Below are 21,715 nucleotides of genomic sequence, written 5' to 3'. Positions count from 1 at the left end.
AGTGGCGAGGCTATACCCGGAAGCGATTGACCAGTGCCTGCAGGTCCGCGGACATTCTGGCCAGTTCGTCGGCAGAGCGCTGAGTCTCTATGACGGTAGCGCTCGTAGTCTGCGCGGCCGCCGCAACGCCGGAAATGTTCTGCGCGATGCTGCTCGACCCGGTGGACGCCTCCATGATCGACCGGCTCATTTCCTGTGTCGTGGCGGTCTGCTCCTCCACGGCGCTGGCGATCGTCATCTGATAGTCGTTGATCTGGGCAATGATGCCCGAGATCTGCTCGATCGCGGTGACCGCGGAGTCAGTGTCGGCCTGAATAGCCTCGACCCGCCTCGAGATGTCCTCGGTCGCTTTCGCCGTCTCCTGCGCGAGGTCCTTGACCTCGTTCGCGACGACCGCGAACCCTTTACCCGCCTCGCCGGCACGCGCGGCCTCAATCGTGGCGTTGAGCGCTAGCAGGTTCGTCTGCTCCGCGATCGATGTGATGACCTTGACGACGTTGCCGATCTCGATCGACGACTCTCCGAGCTTGGCGACCGTCGCATTCGTCGCGGCCGCCGCAGTGACCGCTTGAGAGGCCACTCCGGCCGCGTCGTTGGCCGACTGGGAGATCTCCCTGATCGCTGAGCCCATCTCTTCGGTGCCGGCCGACACCGTCTGCACACTGCGCGACACGTCCTCGGCTGCCGAGGCCAGCACGCTGGTCTGCGAGGACGTCTCCTGCGCGTTGCCGGAGATCGCGTCTGCTGAGGCCGAGAGCTGCTGGGAGGAGTCGGCGAGGGCTCGCGCTGAATTCGACAGCGCGGCCACGGTCTGTCGGATCGACTCTGTCGCGCGATTCACCGCGACGGCCATCAACCCCACCTCGTCCCGGCCGACCGCGTCGGCCTGCCGGGTCAGGTCGCCGTCGGCGACCGCATCGAGCACTTCCCGCACCCCGGACAGGCGCCGGGAGACGCTCCGGCCGACCAGTATCGCCAGGGTCAGGGCCACGAGAAGTCCGACGGTCAGGAGTACCGCAGTCAGCGTCTTGGCGGCGACGGCTTGGTTGTGCGCCACGGCGCTGGCCTGTTCTGCTTGTGTGCGCTCCAGTGTCATTAGCGTGTCCACGGCACTATTCATCGTGTCTTCTGCTTTGTTCCACGCAGCGATCTGCGCGGTGACACTCGCCGGGATGCTGACACCAGCTGGCGCTGGCTGCTGGAATGTAAGCAAGTTGACCAGTGCTTTGTATTGTGTCCACGCGCCGCTGAAGGCTTTGACCTGCGTTCTCCAGGTCACCGAGGAATCTGGGGTCGCGACGTAGGCGTCGCCAGCGTCGTCGACTGCTTTCTGCGCGGCCAGGACTTGGGATTTGAATCCGGCCTGCTGTGTCCCGGTTGTGACCTGATAAAGGTACAGCGACCGATACATGTCCGACATACCGCCACGTAGCACGACGAGATTATTCAGCCGGGCGATATTAGTGCTCTTCAACCCCTGGATGCGGTCATCGAGGCTCCCTAGCCGTGACCATGCCCCTCCACCGATGACCAGGGCCACCAGCGCGACCACCGCTACGGTCAACACGATCTTCGTTCCGACTCGAAGATCGGTGAGCCGTGACGCGACCCCCCGCGACGACGTTGGCTGGGCCATCATCCACCACCTCGGCATCGCGCCCGGCCCCTTTAGAGCGGACTCCCCGAGAAATATCGGCACGAACTACCGTGTGCTTGAGCAGATCGGAGGCATCCGCCCGCGTCACGCAGGTCACATCCCGCCGGCGAGCGAACACGCGTCGGGGGTGCCGCGGATGATCAGGCTTTCACCCGACCTTGCTGGACCAAGGTGGACTCGGTCGGTCCGGTGTCGGATAGCTCCTTCTCCGGGAGCAGGAGCGCCAGCACGATGCCGATCACGAACAGCGGTACGAGGTACAGGAAGACCGGCGTCAACGCGTTCTGGTAGGCCGCGACGACAGCGGCCTGGACGGCGTCCGGCAGCGAGTGGACCAGGGCTGGAGTCAGCGCATCGGTGTTGCCGACAGCCCGCGTCGCTTCCGCGTCCAGGCGGGTCGCCAGCTGGTCGGCGAGTCGATGTGTGAAGACCGCTCCGACGGCTGCTGTGCCGAGCGTGGCTCCGATCTCGCGGAAGAAGTTGTTCGCCGAGGTCGCGGTGCCGACATCGGAGGCCGGGAAGTCGTTCTGCACAGCCAGTACGAGGTTTTGAATGACTAGGCCCATGCCGGCGCCGACCAAGCCGACGTACACGCACACCAGAGCCAGCGGGCTGTCAACCTCAAGGGTGGAGAGCAGGAATGCGGCAAGAGTAATCAATGCGGCGCCCAGGATCGGATAGATCTTGTACCGGCCGGTGCGGCTGATCAGCTGGCCGGAGGGCATCGCCGTCGCGATGATGCCGATGACCATGGGGATCAGCAGCAACCCGGATTCGGTCGCGCTGACGCCGTAGACCATCTGCAGGTAGGTCGGTAGGTAGCCGATCACCGCGAACATGCCGACGCCGACGACGATCATGCCGACCAGCGTCGCGATGTTGAAGATCCGACTGCGGAAGACCCGCAGAGGCAGTAACGGCTCTGCCGCGGTGTGCTGCGACAGCAGGAAGAGCACCCATGCGGCGATGCCCCCCGCAGCCGTGCCCAGCAGTACTGGGTCGGTCCAGCCGTACTCGGTGCCACCCCAGTCCGCGACCAGAACCGTGCAGCTGACCGCGGCCGCCATCAGCACGAACCCGCGGTAATCGAGCTTCACGGAACTGGCCCTGCGCGGTAGCCGCAGGACGACCGCGCAGACCCCGAGCGCGAGCAGGCCGACCGGAAGGTTGATCCAGAACGCCCAGCGCCACCCGATTCCGTCGGTGAACCAGCCACCAAGCAGCGGGCCAACTACCGCCGACAGTCCGAAGACCGCTCCGATCGGCGCCATGTATTTGGCTCGCTGCCGCGCCGGCACGAGATCGGCGATAATTGCCTGGGAGGTGATCATCAAGCCGCCGCCGCCCAGCCCCTGGATGCCGCGGCCGATGATCAGCATCGCCATGTCCTGCGATGCGCCAGCCACCGCCGAGCCGATCAAGAAGATCGAGATGCCGGCCAGGAAAAGCGCCTTACGGCCGATCAGGTCGCCGAGCCGGCCGTAGACGGGCATCGCGATCGTCGCGGCCAAGATGTAGGCAGTGGTGACCCACGCCATGTGGGAGACACCGGACAGTTCACCGACGATCGTCGGTAGAGCCGTGGCGACGATGGTCTGGTCGAGGGACGCGAGCAGCATCGTCAGCATCAAGCCGGCGAAGATCAATCCGAAGCGTGGCGGGATCGCTGACGCCTCATCCGGTGTGTGGGCAGGCGGCGTCGGGTGGCTCATGCAAGGGTCTCCTGGTGGTGCGAAGCCTGCGTCCGGTCAGGTCGCGAGAACGGCGTGGAGCAGCGCGACCGCGCGCTCGACGTGGGGAACCGGTGAATCAGCAGCGGGCTGTTCGCTGAGCGACCAGCGCTGAAGGCCGGTTCGCACAGCAGTCAGAGCGATCGCCGCGAGGAGGGTAGGTGTCTCGTCCTCGGGGCGGCATCCCAGGCGGCGGGCGACCACCGAGGCCACCTCCCGCTCGAACCCGTTGAAGTCCGCGAGGAGCAACGCGAGCACCGCGGGGTGCTCGTAGGCCAGTGCGAAGACCTGCCGAAGATCGTCACGATCGGGCATGTGGGCCTCGACCTCGGCCAGGAGCAGGCGGCTCAGATCCCGGAGCACCTGCGCGGGCTCGACGGACGTTCCGGCAAGGAACTCCGCTACGGCCTCGGCGGGGAGCTCACCAGGCCCTGAGACGACGGCGTGCTCCTTGCTCTGGAAGTAGTTGAAGAATGTCCTCCGAGACACGCCCGCTTCAGCGCTGATCTGGTCGACGGTGATCTGGTCCAGCCCGTGCTCGGCCGCCAGCCGCAAAACCGCGGTGTGAATCTCGCGGTGTGTCATCTGCCGGCGCCGGGTCCGCAAATCCTCGACCATGTGCCGATCATTGCACACTGAGCAGAACATGCACACCGCGCAAGCGACTGCCGCGCAGAAAGCCAGAGAGGTGGCGGGCGAGCCCGCCACCTCTCTGGCTAGAAAATGGCTATCCGACCGTGACGACGACTCGCTGGTAGTGCTTCAGTGGTGGCGCTCCGCCATCACTGACCTCGAGAATCAGATGGATCGCATCGCCCGGCTTTGCGTCGGCCGGCACCGTGAACGACGCATCCCGGCTGTTCGCGCCGGTGAGAGTGATCGCACCCGCGTAGCTGTCGGCGTCGGTGTATTGCCACCAACGGTAGGACAGCGCGCCGCCGTCCGGGTCAGTTCCCCGGCCGTGAAGCACCACCTTCGCGCCTGGCTTGCGGCGAAGGTCGGTCCCTTCGGCGACCGCGGCGCGCGGGTTGTGGTTGGCCCCGGAGTATCGGGCGGAGACTCCCCAGCTCGCGCGGGCGGCGAAGTCGTTCTGGAGATCAGCGACCCAGCGCGTCTGCGGATACGCCCGGTCGGCGTTTCCGGTCGTGGGGTTGACGTCAGAGGTGTCGATCCAGCCGGAGGCGCTCGGGGCGAACCGTCCGCCCCAGCCGCCGAACGTCGGGTTTTCAGACGACCGCAAGCCGTTGAAGTCGAGGAGGTACAGGAAGGAGGGTGAGTCACCTTCGGAGATGAAGTCGTGGACGGCGTAGTCAGTGTTCGCGTCCGGCTGCCAGCGAGTGTTCTCGTCGTCGCCGGGAGTCGGCTTGCCGTCTCGGTAGGTCCGGTATTCCGCGAGCAGCGAACCCTTGCCGGTCAGCAGACTCTGTTCCATGAACGGCGCGCGCAGGTACGGCTGGTTGGCGGCCGGTACCTGCCGCGTCCAGAGGTAGGCGAAGCTCCAGAACTGGCTCTGATTGTCGATGATCTTGATGTTCGGCCAGTTCGGCTTGATATAGCCACTCAGCGTGTCATCCTGATTCAGGATGTTGTAAATGACGACTTTCTTGTTGACTTTCTGCTGGATCGCCGACCAGCGAGCGGTGCCCTGATACTGCTCCTGGATCGATTTCAGCGCCCGCGCCGCGGTGTTGTTGCCACCCCAGGCGAGGAGGTAAAGAGGACTGGAATCATCGTCGAGGATCGCTTTACGGATCAGTTCGGATCCGGCGGTCACCTTCGCCATCTCGCCGACATTCTCGACGTTGCCGACCTTGTACACCGACCGGAGACGCTCGGGACTCGGGTAGCCATCCGCGTGTTTCCGCAGGTTAGGATAGACCGTGGCGTACTTGTCGAGGTACGAGCTCACCCACTTGGTGCCGGTCCAGCGGTACGGCGCCACCTGGGCACCATCCCCTGCCCAGTGGTACTTGGAGCTGGTGTAGACGACTCCGGCAATGTTGAACTCGTTCGAGTAATAGAGCAGCCGGATGAACGAATCCATGTCGTCAACTTCACCGTCCTGCATGACGATGATTCGTGGCTTCTTCGAGCCCGCGCCGGAATTGCCGGCCGTGGTAGCGACTGCCGGGTCTACCGGTGCAACGGCAGCAGTGATCACTATCGCGGATCCGATCAATGCAGCGATCATGCGATTCCGAATACGCATACTTCTCCCGCCATTGGGATCGCCGAATACGGCATAGAAGTGCAAATCCTGTTCGGCATTCAGGGGTTCACAAGTTACGGCCAGCGTCGTTTCGGCGTCAAGATCGATATCTATTCACCGAGTTTGAATAGATATCGGGGACGGGCCAGACAGGCCCTAGTGGTCGGAGTGCACCTTCGATGACGTCGCGGCGGGGGCCAGCCCTCGCAGAACGACGTCGAGAATTTCGTCGGCCGCCGCCACGTCCAGCGGTCCCAACTTGAGGAGCATGCGCTGGTAGAGCGGAGAATAGATGAGTTCGGCCGCTACCTCGGGGCTGACATCCGATCGCATGGCGCCCTCAGCCATGCAGCGACGGACCAGACCTAGCACCGTCTCGTGTCGGTCGTCCCAGAATCGCTCGCGGAACTCGCGCAACGTTGCTTCGTCGTACTGGCACTCGGCGATGAGCTGCGTGACCAGCCGACCCTCGGGGCCGGCGTAGATACGGGTCACCGAGCGCAGGTGTTCACGAAGCGCGTCGAGCGGCGGGAGCGTCTCGTCGACGGTTGTCTGCACCAGGTGGTTGTCGATGAAGGAGTCGATGACCAGCGCCGCCTTGCTGGGCCACCACCGGTAGATGGTCATCTTGCCCACGCCGGCGCGCCTGGCTATCGCTTCGATGGAGAGTTTCTGTAACGAGACGGATTGAGGCCCGTCGGCATCCAGAAGCTCCATCGTCGCTTGCAGCAGAGCCCGGCGGCTGGTTTCGCTCCGCACCGCCATGGCACCGAACAATACCGAGACCCGGCCTGCCGCACGCACAGCGACCTAAACCAGACGCCGCGCGACACCGGTCCGCCGCTTTCACACGAATGACTAGTTTAGGAAAATTACGGTTGATATCGAGCAACTTCGCACCCGAAAGCGCCCCGCCGGAACGCGCAACCCTCGACGGATACGATACGGATCGTTTAGCATCCGAAGCGCCTCATCGAGGCCGCAGGAGCTCCCCAGCAGACGCCCGGGCTGCGAGGACACGCCTGCCACACCGGTCCGACGTCAAAGGAGACGCGTGGTGACTGCCATCCAGCCGTGGAGCGGAAAGCACCGAACGCGCGGGCGAGCGACGAGCGGCGGCTGACGCCCGCACCCGCGACGACTCGTGGCCACCTCCCACGCCCGCGGCGGGCTCCGACCGACCCACTCGCCGATACATCCAGGTCGGCTTCATCCGTCGCAATATGTACGCGCCGATCGCTCGAGATGACGGACCCACCATTCCCCGAACGGACCAGGAGAAGGATTAATGGCGAAAATCACGTACAACCATCCGGATGGATCAACGTATGCGGTCAACGCCAACGATCCGGTCTCCGTCATGCTCGCCGCCCTAGTCAATAATGTTCCGGGAATTGTTGGCGAGTGCGGCGGAAACGCTATGTGCGCCACATGTCACGTTTACGTGCGCAGCGACTACCTCGACCGTCTGCCGACAATGAGCGACGACGAGGACGAAATGCTTGACGGCGCTGCGGCGCAGCGGACCGAGCGCAGCAGGCTCGGATGTCAAATCGTGATCGACGACGAACTCGACGAAATCGTCGTCGATCTACCTCCCACGCAATTATGAACGACCCCGGTCATCCGACCTGCCAGGAGCCGACCACGCCAGGAGGACGAGCAATGACGACCTCAGCCGAGCCGACGCGCTCGGGACCCGCTGAAGAATTCGATCCCCATGACCCGAGCATCACCGCGGAGAACTTACACACCAGGTATGACTCTGTGCGCTCCCGGTGCCCGGTGAGCCACGGATCGAATCACGGCGGCTACTGGTTGCTGACCCGGTACGCCGACGTGCGATCCGTCGCGCTCAACTCGGCCACCTTCTCGTCGGCCAAAGGGGTTTTCCTCCCCGCGATCTCCGAGCGGCGTCTGCCGCTGCTGGAGATGGACGACCCGGAACACCAGACGTACCGCAAGATCCTCGCCCGCACGTTCAACGCGGTTACGGCCAGAAAGTGGGCGCCTCGCATCAGCGAGATCGTCAACGGGCTGGTCGACGACTTCATCGACGACGGCCGCGCCGACCTCATCAGCCAGTTCGCCGAGCCGCTCCCGCTGACCGTGATCGGCGAGGTGTTCGGGCTCAGCCCCGAAGACCGCACCCGGGTGCGGAACGATGCCTTCGAGTTCCTCGCCTGCGCGAGTGGATCCCCGGACGCGGCACTCGCGCTGGACCGGATGCTCGGTCGCTGGGAAGAGCTCGTCGAACGGCGCCGCCAGCAACCGGCCGACGACCTGATTACCACGCTCGTCCAAGCCGACTTCGGTGAATGGGACGGCTCCACCGCGATGATCGCCCGCATCATGTTCACCCTTTCCTTCGGTGGCCATGACACGACGATTCTGGTCCTGGGAAGCATGATGTTGCATCTCGCCCGCAACCCGGACCAGCGGCGGGAACTTATCGGCGACCCAGAGCTGATTCCGTCGGCCGTCGACGAATTGCTCCGCCTCTATGCGCCGCTGCACAATTTCCGGCGCGACGCGACCGCCGACACCACCATCGCCGAAACCGCGATCAAGGCCGGAGAGCCCGTTCTTCTCGGCTGGGGCGCAGCCAACCGGGATCCGGAGAAGTTCCCCAATCCGCACCGGGCTGACTTCACCCGCGCGAACGCTCGTGAACACGTCACGTTCGGCGCCGGAACCCATGCCTGCATCGGGCAGTACCTGGCCAAGACCGAACTGCAGACCGCGCTGCGGATTCTGCTGGACCGCATCGGCGAATACGAACTCGACGGCGAGCCGACGGTCACTGGACTGACCGGCGGAGGCCACCACCATGGCGTGGAACGGCTGCCGGTCCGCTTCACGCCGCGCTGACCGTGCCGCCACCTCACCGATTCTCCGGGAGTTAATGCATGAACGATGTACGGAGCGGCGGCCTCGGCGTCCTGCCCCTCGTAGGCAAAGTCGCGGTGGTGACCGGCGCGAGCAGCGGCATCGGCGCGGCCACCGCCCATCGCCTGGCCGAGCAGGGCGCGTCGGTTGTGGTGGGCTACCACCACGGAGCCGACCGGGCCGCCGGTGTGGTCGCGGCCCTCCCCGGGAACGGCCACCGGCACGAGCCGATACCGATCGAGGACTCCGCCCGGCTAACTGAGGTAGCCCAGCTCGTCGAACGCGAATATGGCCGATGCGACGTGCTGGTCAACTCTGCCGGCGTGACGCAGAAGATCGCCCACAGTGACCTCGATGCGTTGGACGATGAGCTCTTCGACTCCCTGCTGCGGATCAACGTCCGTGGCCCCTTCGCCACTGTCCGGGCGTTCGCGCCGCTGCTGGCAGCGACCGGAGACGGCATCGTGGTCAACGTGTCCTCGATCTCGGGGACAACCGGTTCGGGTAGCAACATCGCCTACTGCGCGGCGAAAGCGGCGTTGGACAACCTCACCCTGTCGCTGGGCCGAGCCCTCGGGCCTGCGGTACGGGTGCTCGGTGTGGCGCCGGCCGCCGTAGACACCGGGTTCGTGCCCGGCCGGGGCAGCGACGCGGTGCTGGCTCAAGCGCGCACCACGCCGCTGCAGGTCGTCGTACATCCCGACGACGTCGCGGTCAGCATCATCGGCGCCGTGACGCACTTCCGTGTCTCGACCGGCACGACGCTGGTCATCGACGGCGGCAAGCACCTATGACATCGGCAACGTTACCGCTGGGCATTTTCTCCGTCGGCGATGCTGAGCCCCGTGTCGGTACCAAGGTAGGTAGCCAGGTGCTCGACCTCGCGCCCGCTCTGGGCGACGCGGTGTTCGACGCCCCTACGCTGAACCCGTTCCTCGCCCGCGGGCACGAGTTCTGGTCCAGCACACGCGCACGGTTGCTCGATCTCGTGCCGGCCGGGCTGCTCGATCGGTACCTCATCCCGCTCAGCGACGTACAGACACACCTCCCGATCGACGTCGCAGACTTCGTGGACTTCTTCTCCTCGCTGGAACACGCGAGCAACGCCGGGCGCATCCTCCGGCCAGGCGAGGAACCGCTCAAACCCAACTGGCGGCATCTGCCAGTCGGCTACCACGGCCGCGCGGGAACCGTGGTCGTGGACGGCACTCCGATCCACCGGCCGCGAGGCCAGTACAAGATCGGAGCCGGCGGCGAGCCGCAGTACGCACCCACCGTGAAGCTGGACGTCGAAGTAGAACTCGGATTCGTCGTCGGCGAGGGTTCGCTGCTCGGCTCCACAGTTTCCGTCGACGAGTTCGAACAGCACGTATTCGGTGCAGTGCTGCTGCTGGACTGGAGCGCACGCGACATCCAAGCGTGGGAGTACGTGCCCCTCGGACCATTCCTCGGCAAGTCGTTCGCCACCACCATCAGCCCCTGGGTGATACCGCTCGACGCGCTGTCGGCGGCCAAGATCGCACCCACCCCGCAAGAGCCGATGCCGCTGCCGCACCTGCAGGGCACTGCACCGTTCTCCTATGACATCGCGCTGGAACTGCGCCTGAATGGTCACGTCGTCTCCACGCCGGAGTTCGCGTCGATGTACTGGACGCCGGCCCAACAGCTCGCGCACATGACGTCCAACGGCGCGTCGCTGCGCACAGGTGATCTCTACGGGACCGGCACCGTCTCGTCGTGGGACGAGTCGGGATTCGGCAGTTTCCTGGAGCTGACGTGGAACGGCGAGCGACCCCTCACGCTGCCGGACGGGACGGCGCGGGGTTTTCTCCTCGACCACGACGAGATCACCGTTTCGGCCACGGCGCCGGCCGCGGACGGCGGGCTCGTCGACTTCGGCTCGGTCTGCGGGCGCATCCTGCCCGCCACGTCCTGAAAGCAGGTGCGTATGACTCGAACACACACTGCGACCGACCTGCGGTATCTCGCGGGCTTCGGCAATCATCATGTGACCGAAGCGATCCCCGGCGCGCTTCCCCCGGGGCGTAACTCGCCGCAGCGGGCACCACTGGGCTTGTACGCCGAGCAGCTCAGCGGAACGGCCTTCACCGCGCCTCGCAACACCAACCGGCGCACGTGGGTCTATCGGCTCGTCCCGTCCGCGGCGCACGGCAAATTCATTCCGATCGCCTCGGGCAGCGTGCGTGCCGCGCCACTCCGGGAAGTACCGCTAGACCCCAACCGGCTGCGCTGGGATCCGATGCCTTTCCCGCCGGGCGAGGCCGACTTCGTCGACGGGTTGTTCACCATCGGCGCCAACGGCGACGTGGAGGCGCAGACCGGAGTAGCGATCCACCAGTACGCGGCCTCGAAATCGATGGTCGACCGGTACTTCGTCGACGCGGACGGCGAAATGCTCCTCGTTCCCGAGGCAGGCGCCCTCCTGCTCCGCACCGAACTGGGCATCCTGCATGTGAAGCCGGGTGAAATCGCCGTCGTGCCCCGCGGAATCCGCTGGCGCGTCGAGCTGCCCGACGGCCGGGCACGCGGCTATGTCCTGGAGAACTACGGGGCGATGCTGACGCTGCCGGAGCTCGGACCGATCGGCGCCAACGGACTGGCCAACCACCGCGACTTTCTCGCGCCCGAGGCCGCGTTCGAGGATGTCACCGGTGCCGTCGAAGTGGTGCAGAAGTACGGCGGCACGCTCTGGTCAGCTGAATACGACCACTCGCCGCTGGACGTCGTGGCCTGGCACGGCAATTACACGCCCTACAAGTACGACCTCGCGAACTTCATGGTCGTCGGAACCGTCAGCTTCGACCACCCTGACCCATCCATCTACACGGTCCTGACCTCGCCCAGCGAGGTCCCCGGGACGGCGAATGCGGACTTCGTCATCTTCGCGCCGCGGTGGCTGGTCGGCGAGAACACGTTCCGGCCGCCCTGGTACCACCGCAACATCATGACCGAGTACATGGGCCTCGTCCACGGCGTCTATGACGCGAAGGCCGAGGGGTTCCTGCCCGGTGGGGCGAGCCTGCACAACTCGTTCACCTCGCACGGCCCCGATGAGGCCACCTACCGGCAGGCCAGTACCCGCGCTCTGGTTCCTCAGAAGATCGACGACACGCTCGCGTTCATGTTCGAAACCCGCCTTCCGCTGCGCCTCACCTCCGCCGCTGCAAGCGCGGCGCATCTGCAGCCGAACTACGACGCCGTCTGGCACGGCATCACGAAGAACTTCAGCAGCTGAGCACGGCACTACCGGAGGGAGGCCAGGGGCACATGGACAAACTCGACGCTGTCCCGGCCTTCTCTCTCCGGCAGCTGACCTACTTCCTCGTGGCTGCCGAAGAAGGCACCATCAGCAGCGCCGCCGCGCGCCTGCACGTCTCCCAGTCCGCCATCTCGCTGGCCATCACCGAACTGGAACGTGCCCTCAAAGTCCAGCTGTGCGTGCGCCGGAAAGCCCACGGCATCACCCTCACCCCCAGTGGGACCCAGGTCCTGCACCACGCCCGCGCGCTGCTACGCCACGCGACGGAATTGCAAGCCGAGAGCGCCGGCTCTCCGGACGAGCTTTCCGGCCGCCTAGCCATGGGCTGCTACCCGACACTCGCGCCGACCGTCCTGCCCCATCTGCTCCACGGCTTCAGCACGCGGCACCCGCGGGTGACCGTCGACTTCACCGAAGGCGCCCAGGACGCTCTGCAACAGTCACTACTCACCGGCGAACTCGACCTCGCGGTGCTCTACGACATGGAGATCCAGCCGGAGATCGTCCAGGTGGAGCTGTATCGGCGGGCCCCCCACGTCGTGCTGCCCGCCGCGCACCCGCTCGCCGCGCTGAACGAGGTCGCGCTACGCGACCTCGCCGACGAACCGATGATCCTGCTGGACTCCTCACCCAGCTCCCACCACACACTGCGGATGTGCGCTGACGCCGGCATCAAACCCCTGGTGCGACACCGCACCAGCAGCTTCGAGACCGCCCGGTCTCTGGTCGGTCGCGGGCTGGGGTATGCGGTCCAGATCCAGCGTCCGGCCAACGACCGCACCTACGAGGGTCTGCCCGTGGTGCACAGAGCCATCGCCGAACTCCGCGGATACGAGGTCGCGGTGTTGCTCGCCTGGCCCCGCCACACGCGGTTGAGTCGGCGGGCCGCGAGTCTGATCGCGTTCTGCCAGGAGACGCTCTCCGACGACGTCCCTATCTGAGTTTTTCTGCGGTATCACCCCGGTTACCTGCGCTTTTCCCACGTGGTTGGGCGAGTCACAGTGAGTTGATCCCCTCGACCGATCGGAAGCTCCCATGGCCCAGGTCATCGACGACTTCGCCCAGACGATCCAGCTCGACCAGCTCTGGTCGGACCCGTATCCGATCTACCGCCGGCTGCGTGCCACGCAGCCGGTCGCCTGGGTCCCGGCGGCCAACCGCTACCTGGTGACACGGCACGCGGATATCGCCTACCTCGAGAAGCACCCGGACATCTTCAGCGCAGCGGAGTCCCCGTCTCTGATGACCCGGGTCATGGGCCACACGATGCTGCGCAAGGACGGCGCGGAGCACCTGCGCGAGCGGAAGGCCGCCGAACCTGCCGTCCGCCCCCGCATCGTCAAGCAGCGCTGGACCCCGGTGTTCCAGCGCATCGCCGACGAACTCATCGACGGATTCCTCGAGCGCGGCGAAGCTGACCTGTTCACCGATTACGCCGCCCCGCTGGCCGCGAGGTCGCTGGCCGCGGTGCTCGGCCTCGCCGAGGTAGCCGGGGCCGATCTCGAAGAATGGTCGCAGGCCATGATGGACGGCAACGGCAACTACGGCGACGACCCCGCGGTGTGGCAGCGCGCCGACGCGGCGGCCCGAGGCGTCGAGAACGCCGTGGACGCGGCGATCGAGCGCCTGACCGCTCACCCGGACGACTCGGTCATCTCGGCGATGCTGCACGCCGAGGATCCGCTCAGTCACCAGTCGATCCGCGACAACCTGAAGATGTTCATCGGCGGTGGCTTGAACGAACCGCGCGACGCCACCCTCGTCGGTACCTATGCACTGCTAACCCACCCCGAACAACGTGCTGCCGTGGATGCGGACCCGGGCCGCTTCAAAGACGTCTTCGAGGAGACCGTGCGCTGGGTGGCGCCGATCGGCATGTACCCGCGTCAGACCACGGTCGAGACCGAGTTAGGTGGCGTGATTCTTCCCGCCGGTGCGCGGCTGGGCATCGTCCTCGCGTCGGCGAACCGCGACGAGTCTGTCTTCACCGACCCGGACGCGTTCGACATCAACCGCACCAACCGTGTGCACCTGGCCTTCGGCGGTGGACCGCACTATTGCCTTGGCACCTGGATCGGGCGCGCTCAGGTGGGCGCGGTGTCGATGCCGACGTTGCTGCGTCGGCTGCCGAATCTCCGCCTCGACGAGACCGTGCCGGTCCGATGGGGCGGCTGGGTCTTCCGCGGTCTGCTGAACCTGCCCGTTCGCTGGGACGCGTGAGGACGGCTATGCCCAAGATCACCTTCGTCCAACCCGACGGCACCGAAAGCGCACTGGACGTCGACGCCGGCACCACGGTAATGATGGCCGCGCTGGCCGCCTCCGTCGAGGGCATCCTCGCCGAATGCGGTGGCAACGCAATGTGCGCCACCTGCCACGTCGTCGTCGTCGACCCGACACGCCCCGGACTACCGCCGGTCAGCGACGACGAAGACGAGATGCTGGACTGCACCGCCAGTCCCCGCAAAGAAGGCAGCCGCCTCAGCTGCCAACTGCCCGTCACCGAAGAACTCGACGGCCTGGTCGTCCGGCTCCCCGAGGAGCAGATGTGACCACCGTCATCGCCGGCGCGGGCCAGGCCGGAGTCCAGGTCGCCGCATCACTGCGGCAGACCGGATACGCCGAACGCATCCTGCTCATCGGCGACGAACCGGTCCTGCCCTACCAGCGGCCGCCGCTGTCGAAGTCCTACCTGCTCGGCACCACGACCCAGGACTCGCTCAACCTCCGGCCGCAAACCTTCTACGAAGCCCAATCCATCGACCTGCTCACCGGGGTCCAGGTCAGTGGTGTTGACCTGACCACCACGCGGGCCGAACTCGACGACGGTACGCATCTGCACTGGGATCACCTGGTGCTGGCCACCGGTGCGCGGCCGCGGCAGCTTGGCATCCCCGGAGAGACCCTCGCCGGGGTCTTCCCGTTGCGCTCGCTCCACCACGCCCAGCACCTCGCGGAGCAGATCCGGTCCGCGCGCGAGGTCGTGGTCATCGGCGGTGGATTCATCGGGCTGGAGATCGCCTCGGCGCTCGGCGCCACCATCGCGGTCACCGTCCTGGAAGGCGCCTCACGGCTGATGGGCCGGGCGGTCACCGTCCCCACCTCGGACTACTTCGCCGAACAGCACACCGCACGAGGCGCGCAGCTGCGTTTCGGCGTGACCGCCACCGAAATTCTCGGTGCAGGTGGACGGGTGACCGGCGTGCGCGCATCCGACGGCCGCGTGTATGCCGCGGATCTCGTCGTGGTCGGCGCCGGAGTCGTCCCGGACACCACACTGGCCGAGAAGGCCGGACTCGCGACCGACAACGGGATCGTCGTCGACGCGAGCCTTCGCACCAGCCATCCGCAGGTCTTCGCCATCGGCGACTGCGCACGTTTCCCCGACGCCGGCACTGGGCGGCTCCAGCGCCTGGAGTCCGTGCAGAACGCCACCGGCCACGCGGACCACGTAGCCCGGGAAATCACCGGCACCCCGGGCATCTACCAGGATCTGCCATGGTTCTGGAGCGACCAGAAGGGTCTCCGCCTTCAGATAGCAGGGCTGGCGACCGGGCACGATTCCACAGCCGTGCTCGGTGAGCCGGCATCCGGAAAATTCTCGGTGGTCGCCTTCCGCGCTGGCCGGCTCATCGCCGTGGAGTCGATCAACCGGCCAGCCGACTACCAGGCCGCGCGCAAGCTCCTCGCTAGCGCAACGTGGTTGTCCCAGGACGACGTCACCGCCGCCGGCTTCACGCTGAAGGCCGCCGCCCTCGACCTCGCCACCCGCTGACCGAGGCCCCCGATTTCACCTTCCATATCACGAGAACTGGAGCTTTGACGCATGGCGCAGAAGGTCAACGCGGTCGTCGCACTGGGCAAGGGGCAGCCGGTCACGGTCGAAACGATCCTGGTCCCCGACCCCGGACCCGGTGAAGCCGTCGTGAAGGTCCACGCCTGCGGTGTCTGCCACACCGACCTGCACTACCGCGAAGGCGGCATCAACGACGACTTCCCGTTCCTGCTCGGCCACGAAGCGGCCGGAGTCGTGGAAGCGATCGGCGAAGGCGTCACCGGCATCACGCCGGGCGACTTCGTCGTACTGAACTGGCGCGCAGTCTGTGGCGACTGCCGGGCCTGCCGCAAGGGCAGGCCCTGGTACTGCTTCAACACCCACAACGCCACCAAGAAGATGACGCTGCTCTCCGGCCAGGAACTCGCCCCGGCGCTGGGCATCGGGGCGTTCGCCGAGAAGACGCTCGTGGCCGCCGGTCAGTGCACGAAAGTCAACCCTGCGGTATCGCCGCAGGTCGCCGGCCTGCTCGGCTGCGGCGTCATGGCCGGCATCGGCGCGGCAATCAATACCGGTGGAGTGACCCGCGGCGACTCGGTCGCGGTCATCGGCTGCGGCGGTGTCGGCGACGCCGCCATCGCCGGCGCCCAATTGGCCGGCGCGGGAACGATCATCGCCGTCGACACCGACGACCGGAAACTGGCTTGGGCCCGCGATTTCGGTGCCACTCACACCGTGAACGCCAAGACCTCCGACGTCGTCGAGACGATCAAAGACCTCACCGGCGGCTTCGGCGCCGACGTCGTCATCGACGCCGTCGGGCGTCCCGAAACCTGGGAACAAGCCTTCTTCGCCCGCGACCTGGCCGGCACCGTCGTGCTCGTCGGCGTCCCCACCCCGGAGATGACCGCCCCCGCCCTCCCTTTGCTGGAGTACTTCGGCCGCGGTGGCGCGCTCAAGTCCTCCTGGTACGGCGACTGCCTGCCCTCGCGCGACTTCCCCACGCTGGTCGACCTGCACCTGCAGGGCCGCCTCCCGCTCGACAAATTCGTCACCGAGGAGATCCGCCTCGACGCCGTCGAAACGGCATTCGCCAAGATGCACCAGGGTGACGTGCTGCGCTCGGTGGTGGTCTTCTGATGACCGGCATCGACCGCCTCGTCACCAGGGGAACGTTCTCGCTCGACGGCGGCACCTGGGACGTCGAGAACAACGTGTGGATCATCGGCGACGACTCCGAGGTCATCGTCATCGATCCCGCGCACGACGCGGATGCGATCGTCGAACGCATCGCCGGACGACGGGTCGCCGGCATCGCGTGCACCCATGCCCACGACGACCACATCAACCAAGCGCCTCGGCTCGCCGAGCTCGTGGATGCGCCGATCCTGTTGCACCCACACGACCTCGATCTCTGGGCGCTAACCCACCCGAACCACAAGCCCGACAGCGAGCTGTACTCCGGGCAATGGCTCCGTGCTGGAAGCATCGACGTGGAAGTGCTCTTCACCCCCGGCCACTCACGGGGGTCGATCTGCCTCCACGCTCCTGAGCTGGGCCGAGTCTTCACCGGCGACACCCTGTTCCAGGGCGGCCCCGGCGCGACCGGCCGATCGTTCTCGTCATTCGACTCGATCATCCACTCGATCGCCGACACGCTCTTGCCCCTGCCACCGGAGACCGTGGTGCACACCGGGCACGGCTCGGACACCTCTATCGGGGCAGAGGCTCCGCGACTGGGTGCCTGGATTGATCGCGGTCACTGACCGGCTTTCCTTGCACGACAGGGCGCGCCCATCACCGAGTGATGGGCGCGCCCTGTCGTCATAGCTGCTTAGAACGGCTTCGACAGATCCGCCACCGCGCGCTCGCGGATCACGTGCAGCTCCGCCGGAGACGCCTGACGGTTGACCTGCGCGTCGAGCATTTCCCTGCTGGCGGCCACCGCGTTGCTGGTGCGCTCGAACCGTCGTTCCTCGAACGCCGCGAGGGCCGCGTCCAGCGACTCGGTCCGCGCCAGCTCCTGGCCGAGGACCAAGCCGTCCTCCAGCCCGAGGACACCGCCGGCGCCGAGGTTCGCCGCCAACGTGTGCACGGCGTCGCCGATCAGGACGATCCGGCCCTTGTGCCAGGGTCGGGGGTGGTGGTGCATCAGGTAGGGGCGGGCGATCACCGGATCGTCATCGGAGACGACGGACAACAGCTCGCGCACGTAGGGCGCGTCGAACTGGCCCAGGATCTCGCGGAAAAGCTGCCGTGCTTCGTCCGTGCCGACGTGGCGGTTCTCCATGTCGACGCCCGTGGCGATGTAGACCAACCCACCGTGTAACGGGTGGATGACGACCGGGACACTCTCCTCGCTGACGTAGAACCCGACCGGCCCGGTTGGCGCGTCCGGCTTCACCCAGCGGAGGCTCATGTTGCCGGAGTAGTCGATCTGGGCGGTATCGCCGAAAAGGTGCTGGCGCGTTTCCGAGGCGGTGCCGTCGGCACCGACCACGAGGTCGTAGTGGTCGGAGGTGCCGTCGCTGAAGGTGACCGCGACCGTCTCGCCTTCATCATTGAGGCTGCTCACCGCCAGCCCTCGGTCGATCACGGCGCCGTGGGCCTCCGCTTGGCCGGAGAGGATCCGCGCGATGACGGGTCGATAGATGATGATGTAGGAGGGCATTCCGTCGCTTCGGACCGGCAGCTGCGGCAGGCGCCGGGCGTCGCCGGACGAGTCATACATTCGGCTGAAGACCGAATCCAGATAGCCGACCGTTCCCTCGGCGATGCAGGCGTCCAGGACGCCGAGTTCTGCGAGCGCGTCGGGCCCCCGATAGAGCATGGAGATCGCCGCGCCGACCGCCAAGGAGGTGGAGCGTTCGACGACGCGGACGTTGTCGCCGGCGCGGGCGATCGAGACCGCCGCTCCCAGGCCAGCGATGCCGGCACCGATAATCAAGACTTTGCGCATGTTCTGACCGCTCTTTCCGTGCCTACGCCAATGTAAGCAGCGCCACCGCCGCGTTCTTTGAACGAGGTAGTTCGCTGGCAAAAGCTTCAATCAAGTCAGTGAGGTATTGCGGGATCGGTCTGACCGATCACATCCACTCGGTCTGCCAGCTCTCCGGAGCCTGCGGACCCCACATGTTCATGTGGAACCAGGGTTCTTGCGTGGCCAGCTGCGGCGGGTCGTCCAAGCCGACGGACTCCATCGGGCCGGTGATTTCCAACCGGTTCTTGAATGGATCCCGGACGTAGAGGAAGAGCATTTTGCCCTCGTGGTGCTTGCCCGGTCCGTACTCCGCGGGTGCCTTCTCGATGGCGAGGTGATCGAGGAACCGCCAGAACTCGACTTCGTTGAGCTCGAGCGCGACGTGGTGGATGCCCGGTTCGCCGGTGAGAATCGCGAGCTGGTGGTGCCGGTCGTTGACACGGAGGAACTGGATGAAGAAGCCGTCGGAGTCCGGCAGTGGCACGTAGGTACTGACCTTGAAACCCAGGATCTCCAGGAACTCGGAGAGTCCCCGCACGTCCGTGGTTCGGAGCTGCACGTGGCTGGGGCGCACGTCGAGCGCCCCAGCGCGGTATTCGCCGGCGATCGGCTGATCCGCGCCCTGGTCCTCGGCGAGGATGATTTCCAACGAGTGACCGGTCGGAATGGTGACCCGCAGCGCGTCGGTCGCTCCCGTGCGGGTGTCACCGATGGACGGCGAGTACTTAACGCCGACCTCGTCCAGCCGGGCGGTGATGTACTCGAAAGCGGTCCGGTTCACCGCCCGGTAGCTGACGTACTCCAGGCCGGTGCCACCCGCGGCAAGACCGAGGACTGTCCGGCCAGTGACCGGGCTGGCCAGATAGACGCGGTCGGCTCGCCGTTCCACCTCGACCAAGCCGAGAACGCGCCGGTACCATTCCAGGCCTACCTCGAGGTCGGGAACCCGGATAACCGAGTGGTCCAGGCCGGTGAGTAACTGCGCGGCGGTTTCTTCAGTCATTACGCTTGCCTCCTGCGGAAGATTTCGGGGCAACGCCGAGAGCAGATGCACTACTCATTCGAAAACCGGCAGGCCGTAGTACGGCTTACGACCGTCGGTCTCCTCGGCGATCACGCGGTGATGCTGGCTTCCGAGTCCGGTGATCGCGATATCGACCTCGTCGCCGGGCACCAGGAACTGACCGTGGACGCCTCCGTTGCCGGGCGGCGAGCCCATCATCAGCACGTCGCCGGCCAGCACCGGTAACCGCTCGGATGCGTATGCCAGGTACTCGGCAGGGCTAAAGATCATGTCTCCAGCTGGCCAGTCCTGTTTGATCTCACCGTTCACGTGCAGGGTGATCTGCAGGTCGTTGAGGTCACCGACGAACTGCCGGGGTACCACGTACGGGCCGATCTGCTTGAACGTGGGCGGCTGCTTAGCGATCCAGTCGGCGTTCCACTTGATGTCGCTGCGGCTGAACAGATCACCGGTGTGCATGTCATTGCCGATCGCGTAACCGGCAATGAATGTGGACGCCTCGTCTGGCGTCAGATATCGCGGCGAGCCACCGGCCAGCACAGCGGTCAGCTCCGCTTCCCAGTCGTGTGCCTTGCCGACGGAGGGCAGCACGATGTCGTCGTCGGAGCCGACCAGCGAGCCGAACGTGGCGAGCCAGATGAACGGCATGCCCTGGGCGCGCTTGTCGGTGACGAAGGCGAGGTTGCGCTGGTAGAAGTCGTCGTCGGACTCCCCAGGCAGCCGCTCCTTCTGGTAAGCGCCTTCGTTGAATGTGTACATCTCCGCAGCGTGCTGCCGGTAGTTCGATCCGGCGCAAAAGATCTGCGGCCGGTCGGTCGGTGGGAGGAAGCGGTAGCCGTCGAGCGAGTCGGCGACCTGCTTCGCTGTCCGGCTCAGGTCGTCCAGCGCCTCGAACGATCGGTCCCAGTCCTGGTAGATGCTCGGCGTGTCGGGGAAGCGGTCGCTGAGGTCGACGAGCTCACCGGCGGGCCGAATCAGCGCATTGAAGCTGCGCTGCCCGTCCGTGACCCGCCCGATCGCGAAGGTGCCTTCCCGGAGGCCGGTGGTGGCGTTGATTTCGGTCAATTCTTGATCCTCCCGTAACTCACGGAGTCGTTAGGTGCCGCTGATCCAGCAGCGGTCACCTCGTCGTGTGTGCCGACCGCGCTGCGGTCAGGGCACCCGGTCGGCGAGTAGGCCTGCGGCCCGCAGCGGCCGCAGATCGACCAATTCAGTGGCGCGAGGAGCGTCGGGAAGGGCCAGTCCGACGTCGCGGCGCATCCTCTCCAGGAGCATCAAGCCCTGCGAGGAGGGTTCCAACGTGGCCGGAATCGAGGCGAACACGGCAGCGACCGCGGCAGGCCCGAGGCCGATGTCGCGCAGTTCTGTCTCGACCTCAGCTCGAGGACCCTCGGATAGCCATCGGTTGGCCGCATCCAGCGCCCGTAAATAGGCGGCGACCTCGTCCAGCCGGGAGGAGACGACGGAGCGGTCGGCCACCACCCCGAACCCTGGATACGACCTGGTCAGGTCTTGAATACGCAGGGCCACGGTCATCCCGTGCTCCAGGCCGAGCTCGTCGAGGGGAGGCGAGAGCAGCGACGCGTCAACACTGCCTTCGGAGAGCGCCGAGAAGCGCTCGCGCACGCCACCGACCTCGACCACCTCATACCTGGCCGCCGGCAGTCCGAGCCGCGCCAACATCGAGTACGCAACGATCGCGAACCCGTTGGCCGGGGCATCGACTGCCAGACGGACGCGTGTGGCGCCAGCGACGGACGAGAGTCCGGGCCGGAGCATCAGCACGAGGTCGGTCGTCGTCTCGATTTGAGCGATCACGGCGAGGTCGGATCCAGCGGCGTTCCACGCGAAGAGGTTGTCGGTCGACGTAATTCCGACGTCCGCACGGTTGGCGTCCAGGTCCTGCCGCTGAGCAGCGGAGGAGACCACCGGCACCGTTGTCGCCTCGACGCCGTACTGTGCGAACAGACTGCGGCGGCGAGCCACCTCGGCCGCGGTGGGAACCAGGAAGACCGATTGACGCATCTCAACACTCCTCGTCGCGCGCCGAAGCATCGCCTGGTAGTCCCGAAACGGTTGGCGACTCACGCGGAGCCGCCGGGGCGCGCCGATCGCCCAAGGCGTCGAACTCTCGGCCGCCGCTGCGTCAGCGCGGCAGCGGAGGCCCGGCC

The 21,715-nt window shown here is 66.2% G+C and carries 20 protein-coding genes; 11 read left to right on the top strand and 9 right to left on the bottom strand.

Going from position 1 to position 21,715, the window contains the following annotated elements:
- Nucleotides 1–10: 10 nt before the first annotated feature.
- The 5 genes from FL583_RS11600 to FL583_RS11580 all read right to left on the bottom strand — a co-directional run bounded on the left by FL583_RS11600 (nucleotide 11) and on the right by FL583_RS11580 (nucleotide 6,361).
- Complete coding sequence (locus FL583_RS11600; protein WP_205752035.1) at nucleotides 11–1,636, bottom strand: methyl-accepting chemotaxis protein; 1,626 nt, start codon at nucleotides 1,634–1,636, stop codon at nucleotides 11–13.
- A 161-nt stretch (nucleotides 1,637–1,797) separates the two neighbouring features.
- Nucleotides 1,798–3,369, bottom strand: coding sequence for an MDR family MFS transporter (locus tag FL583_RS11595; RefSeq protein WP_142704582.1), 1,572 nt, complete (start codon nucleotides 3,367–3,369; stop codon nucleotides 1,798–1,800).
- A 36-nt stretch (nucleotides 3,370–3,405) separates the two neighbouring features.
- Nucleotides 3,406–4,095 carry a TetR/AcrR family transcriptional regulator gene (locus FL583_RS11590; protein ID WP_205752034.1) on the bottom strand — a complete coding sequence of 230 codons (690 nt, stop codon included), beginning with the start codon at nucleotides 4,093–4,095 and terminating at the stop codon, nucleotides 3,406–3,408.
- A 19-nt stretch (nucleotides 4,096–4,114) separates the two neighbouring features.
- The gene (locus tag FL583_RS11585; RefSeq protein ID WP_205752033.1) at nucleotides 4,115–5,578 is read right to left on the bottom strand and encodes a DUF1593 domain-containing protein; all 1,464 of its coding nucleotides are present in this window, start codon (nucleotides 5,576–5,578) and stop codon (nucleotides 4,115–4,117) included.
- A 174-nt stretch (nucleotides 5,579–5,752) separates the two neighbouring features.
- Complete coding sequence (locus FL583_RS11580) at nucleotides 5,753–6,361, bottom strand: TetR/AcrR family transcriptional regulator (protein WP_142704580.1); 609 nt, start codon at nucleotides 6,359–6,361, stop codon at nucleotides 5,753–5,755.
- A 523-nt stretch (nucleotides 6,362–6,884) separates the two neighbouring features.
- On the opposite strand from FL583_RS11580, the gene FL583_RS11575 reads away from it, so the two are divergent.
- The 11 genes from FL583_RS11575 (at nucleotide 6,885) to FL583_RS11530 (ending at nucleotide 17,306) form a co-directional block, all read left to right on the top strand.
- The gene (locus tag FL583_RS11575; RefSeq protein ID WP_142704579.1) at nucleotides 6,885–7,208 is read left to right on the top strand and encodes a 2Fe-2S iron-sulfur cluster-binding protein; all 324 of its coding nucleotides are present in this window, start codon (nucleotides 6,885–6,887) and stop codon (nucleotides 7,206–7,208) included.
- 53 nt (nucleotides 7,209–7,261) lie between these two features.
- Nucleotides 7,262–8,467, top strand: a complete 1,206-nt coding sequence (locus FL583_RS11570; RefSeq protein ID WP_170323599.1) for a cytochrome P450 — start codon at nucleotides 7,262–7,264, stop codon at nucleotides 8,465–8,467.
- Nucleotides 8,468–8,505: 38 nt separating this feature from the next.
- Nucleotides 8,506–9,279: an SDR family NAD(P)-dependent oxidoreductase gene (locus FL583_RS11565; protein ID WP_142704577.1), complete on the top strand. Its 774-nt coding sequence runs from the start codon at nucleotides 8,506–8,508 to the stop codon at nucleotides 9,277–9,279.
- A complete protein-coding gene (gene fahA / locus FL583_RS11560; RefSeq protein WP_142704576.1) occupies nucleotides 9,276–10,421 on the top strand; it encodes a fumarylacetoacetase in 1,146 nt (381 codons plus the stop codon). The genes FL583_RS11565 and fahA overlap by 4 nt, the downstream gene beginning before the upstream one ends.
- A gap of 12 nt (nucleotides 10,422–10,433) precedes the next feature.
- On the top strand, nucleotides 10,434–11,741 hold the full coding sequence (gene hmgA, locus FL583_RS11555) for a homogentisate 1,2-dioxygenase (RefSeq protein WP_142704575.1): 1,308 nt from the start codon (nucleotides 10,434–10,436) through the stop codon (nucleotides 11,739–11,741).
- A gap of 32 nt (nucleotides 11,742–11,773) precedes the next feature.
- Nucleotides 11,774–12,706: a LysR family transcriptional regulator gene (locus FL583_RS11550; RefSeq protein WP_142704574.1), complete on the top strand. Its 933-nt coding sequence runs from the start codon at nucleotides 11,774–11,776 to the stop codon at nucleotides 12,704–12,706.
- A gap of 94 nt (nucleotides 12,707–12,800) precedes the next feature.
- Complete coding sequence (locus tag FL583_RS11545) at nucleotides 12,801–13,985, top strand: cytochrome P450 (RefSeq protein ID WP_142704573.1); 1,185 nt, start codon at nucleotides 12,801–12,803, stop codon at nucleotides 13,983–13,985.
- A gap of 8 nt (nucleotides 13,986–13,993) precedes the next feature.
- Nucleotides 13,994–14,317 (top strand): 2Fe-2S iron-sulfur cluster-binding protein, encoded by a 324-nt coding sequence (locus FL583_RS40860; protein ID WP_205752032.1) that lies wholly within the window; start codon nucleotides 13,994–13,996, stop codon nucleotides 14,315–14,317.
- Nucleotides 14,314–15,540, top strand: a complete 1,227-nt coding sequence (locus FL583_RS11540) for an NAD(P)/FAD-dependent oxidoreductase (RefSeq protein WP_205752031.1) — start codon at nucleotides 14,314–14,316, stop codon at nucleotides 15,538–15,540. The genes FL583_RS40860 and FL583_RS11540 overlap by 4 nt, the downstream gene beginning before the upstream one ends.
- Before the next feature lie 51 nt (nucleotides 15,541–15,591).
- On the top strand, nucleotides 15,592–16,680 hold the full coding sequence (locus FL583_RS11535) for an S-(hydroxymethyl)mycothiol dehydrogenase (protein WP_142704571.1): 1,089 nt from the start codon (nucleotides 15,592–15,594) through the stop codon (nucleotides 16,678–16,680).
- Nucleotides 16,677–17,306 carry an MBL fold metallo-hydrolase gene (locus tag FL583_RS11530; RefSeq protein WP_142704570.1) on the top strand — a complete coding sequence of 210 codons (630 nt, stop codon included), beginning with the start codon at nucleotides 16,677–16,679 and terminating at the stop codon, nucleotides 17,304–17,306. Before FL583_RS11535 ends, FL583_RS11530 begins: the two co-directional genes overlap by 4 nt.
- A gap of 68 nt (nucleotides 17,307–17,374) precedes the next feature.
- Here FL583_RS11530 and FL583_RS11525 read toward each other — a convergent pair whose 3' ends face one another.
- The 4 genes from FL583_RS11525 to FL583_RS11510 form a co-directional block, all read right to left on the bottom strand.
- Nucleotides 17,375–18,499, bottom strand: a complete 1,125-nt coding sequence (locus FL583_RS11525; protein WP_142704569.1) for an FAD-dependent monooxygenase — start codon at nucleotides 18,497–18,499, stop codon at nucleotides 17,375–17,377.
- Between the two features lie 127 nt (nucleotides 18,500–18,626).
- A complete protein-coding gene (locus tag FL583_RS11520; RefSeq protein WP_142704568.1) occupies nucleotides 18,627–19,523 on the bottom strand; it encodes a VOC family protein in 897 nt (298 codons plus the stop codon).
- Between the two features lie 54 nt (nucleotides 19,524–19,577).
- Nucleotides 19,578–20,609, bottom strand: a complete 1,032-nt coding sequence (locus tag FL583_RS11515; protein ID WP_205752030.1) for a fumarylacetoacetate hydrolase family protein — start codon at nucleotides 20,607–20,609, stop codon at nucleotides 19,578–19,580.
- 87 nt (nucleotides 20,610–20,696) lie between these two features.
- Entirely contained in the window at nucleotides 20,697–21,599 is a 903-nt protein-coding gene (locus FL583_RS11510) for an ABC transporter substrate-binding protein (protein ID WP_142704567.1), read from the bottom strand.
- Nucleotides 21,600–21,715 lie beyond the last annotated feature (116 nt).

This window comes from Cryptosporangium phraense (assembly GCF_006912135.1).
Lineage (GTDB): Bacteria > Actinomycetota > Actinomycetes > Mycobacteriales > Cryptosporangiaceae > Cryptosporangium > Cryptosporangium phraense.
This window is presented reverse-complemented; position numbering and strand designations above follow the sequence as displayed.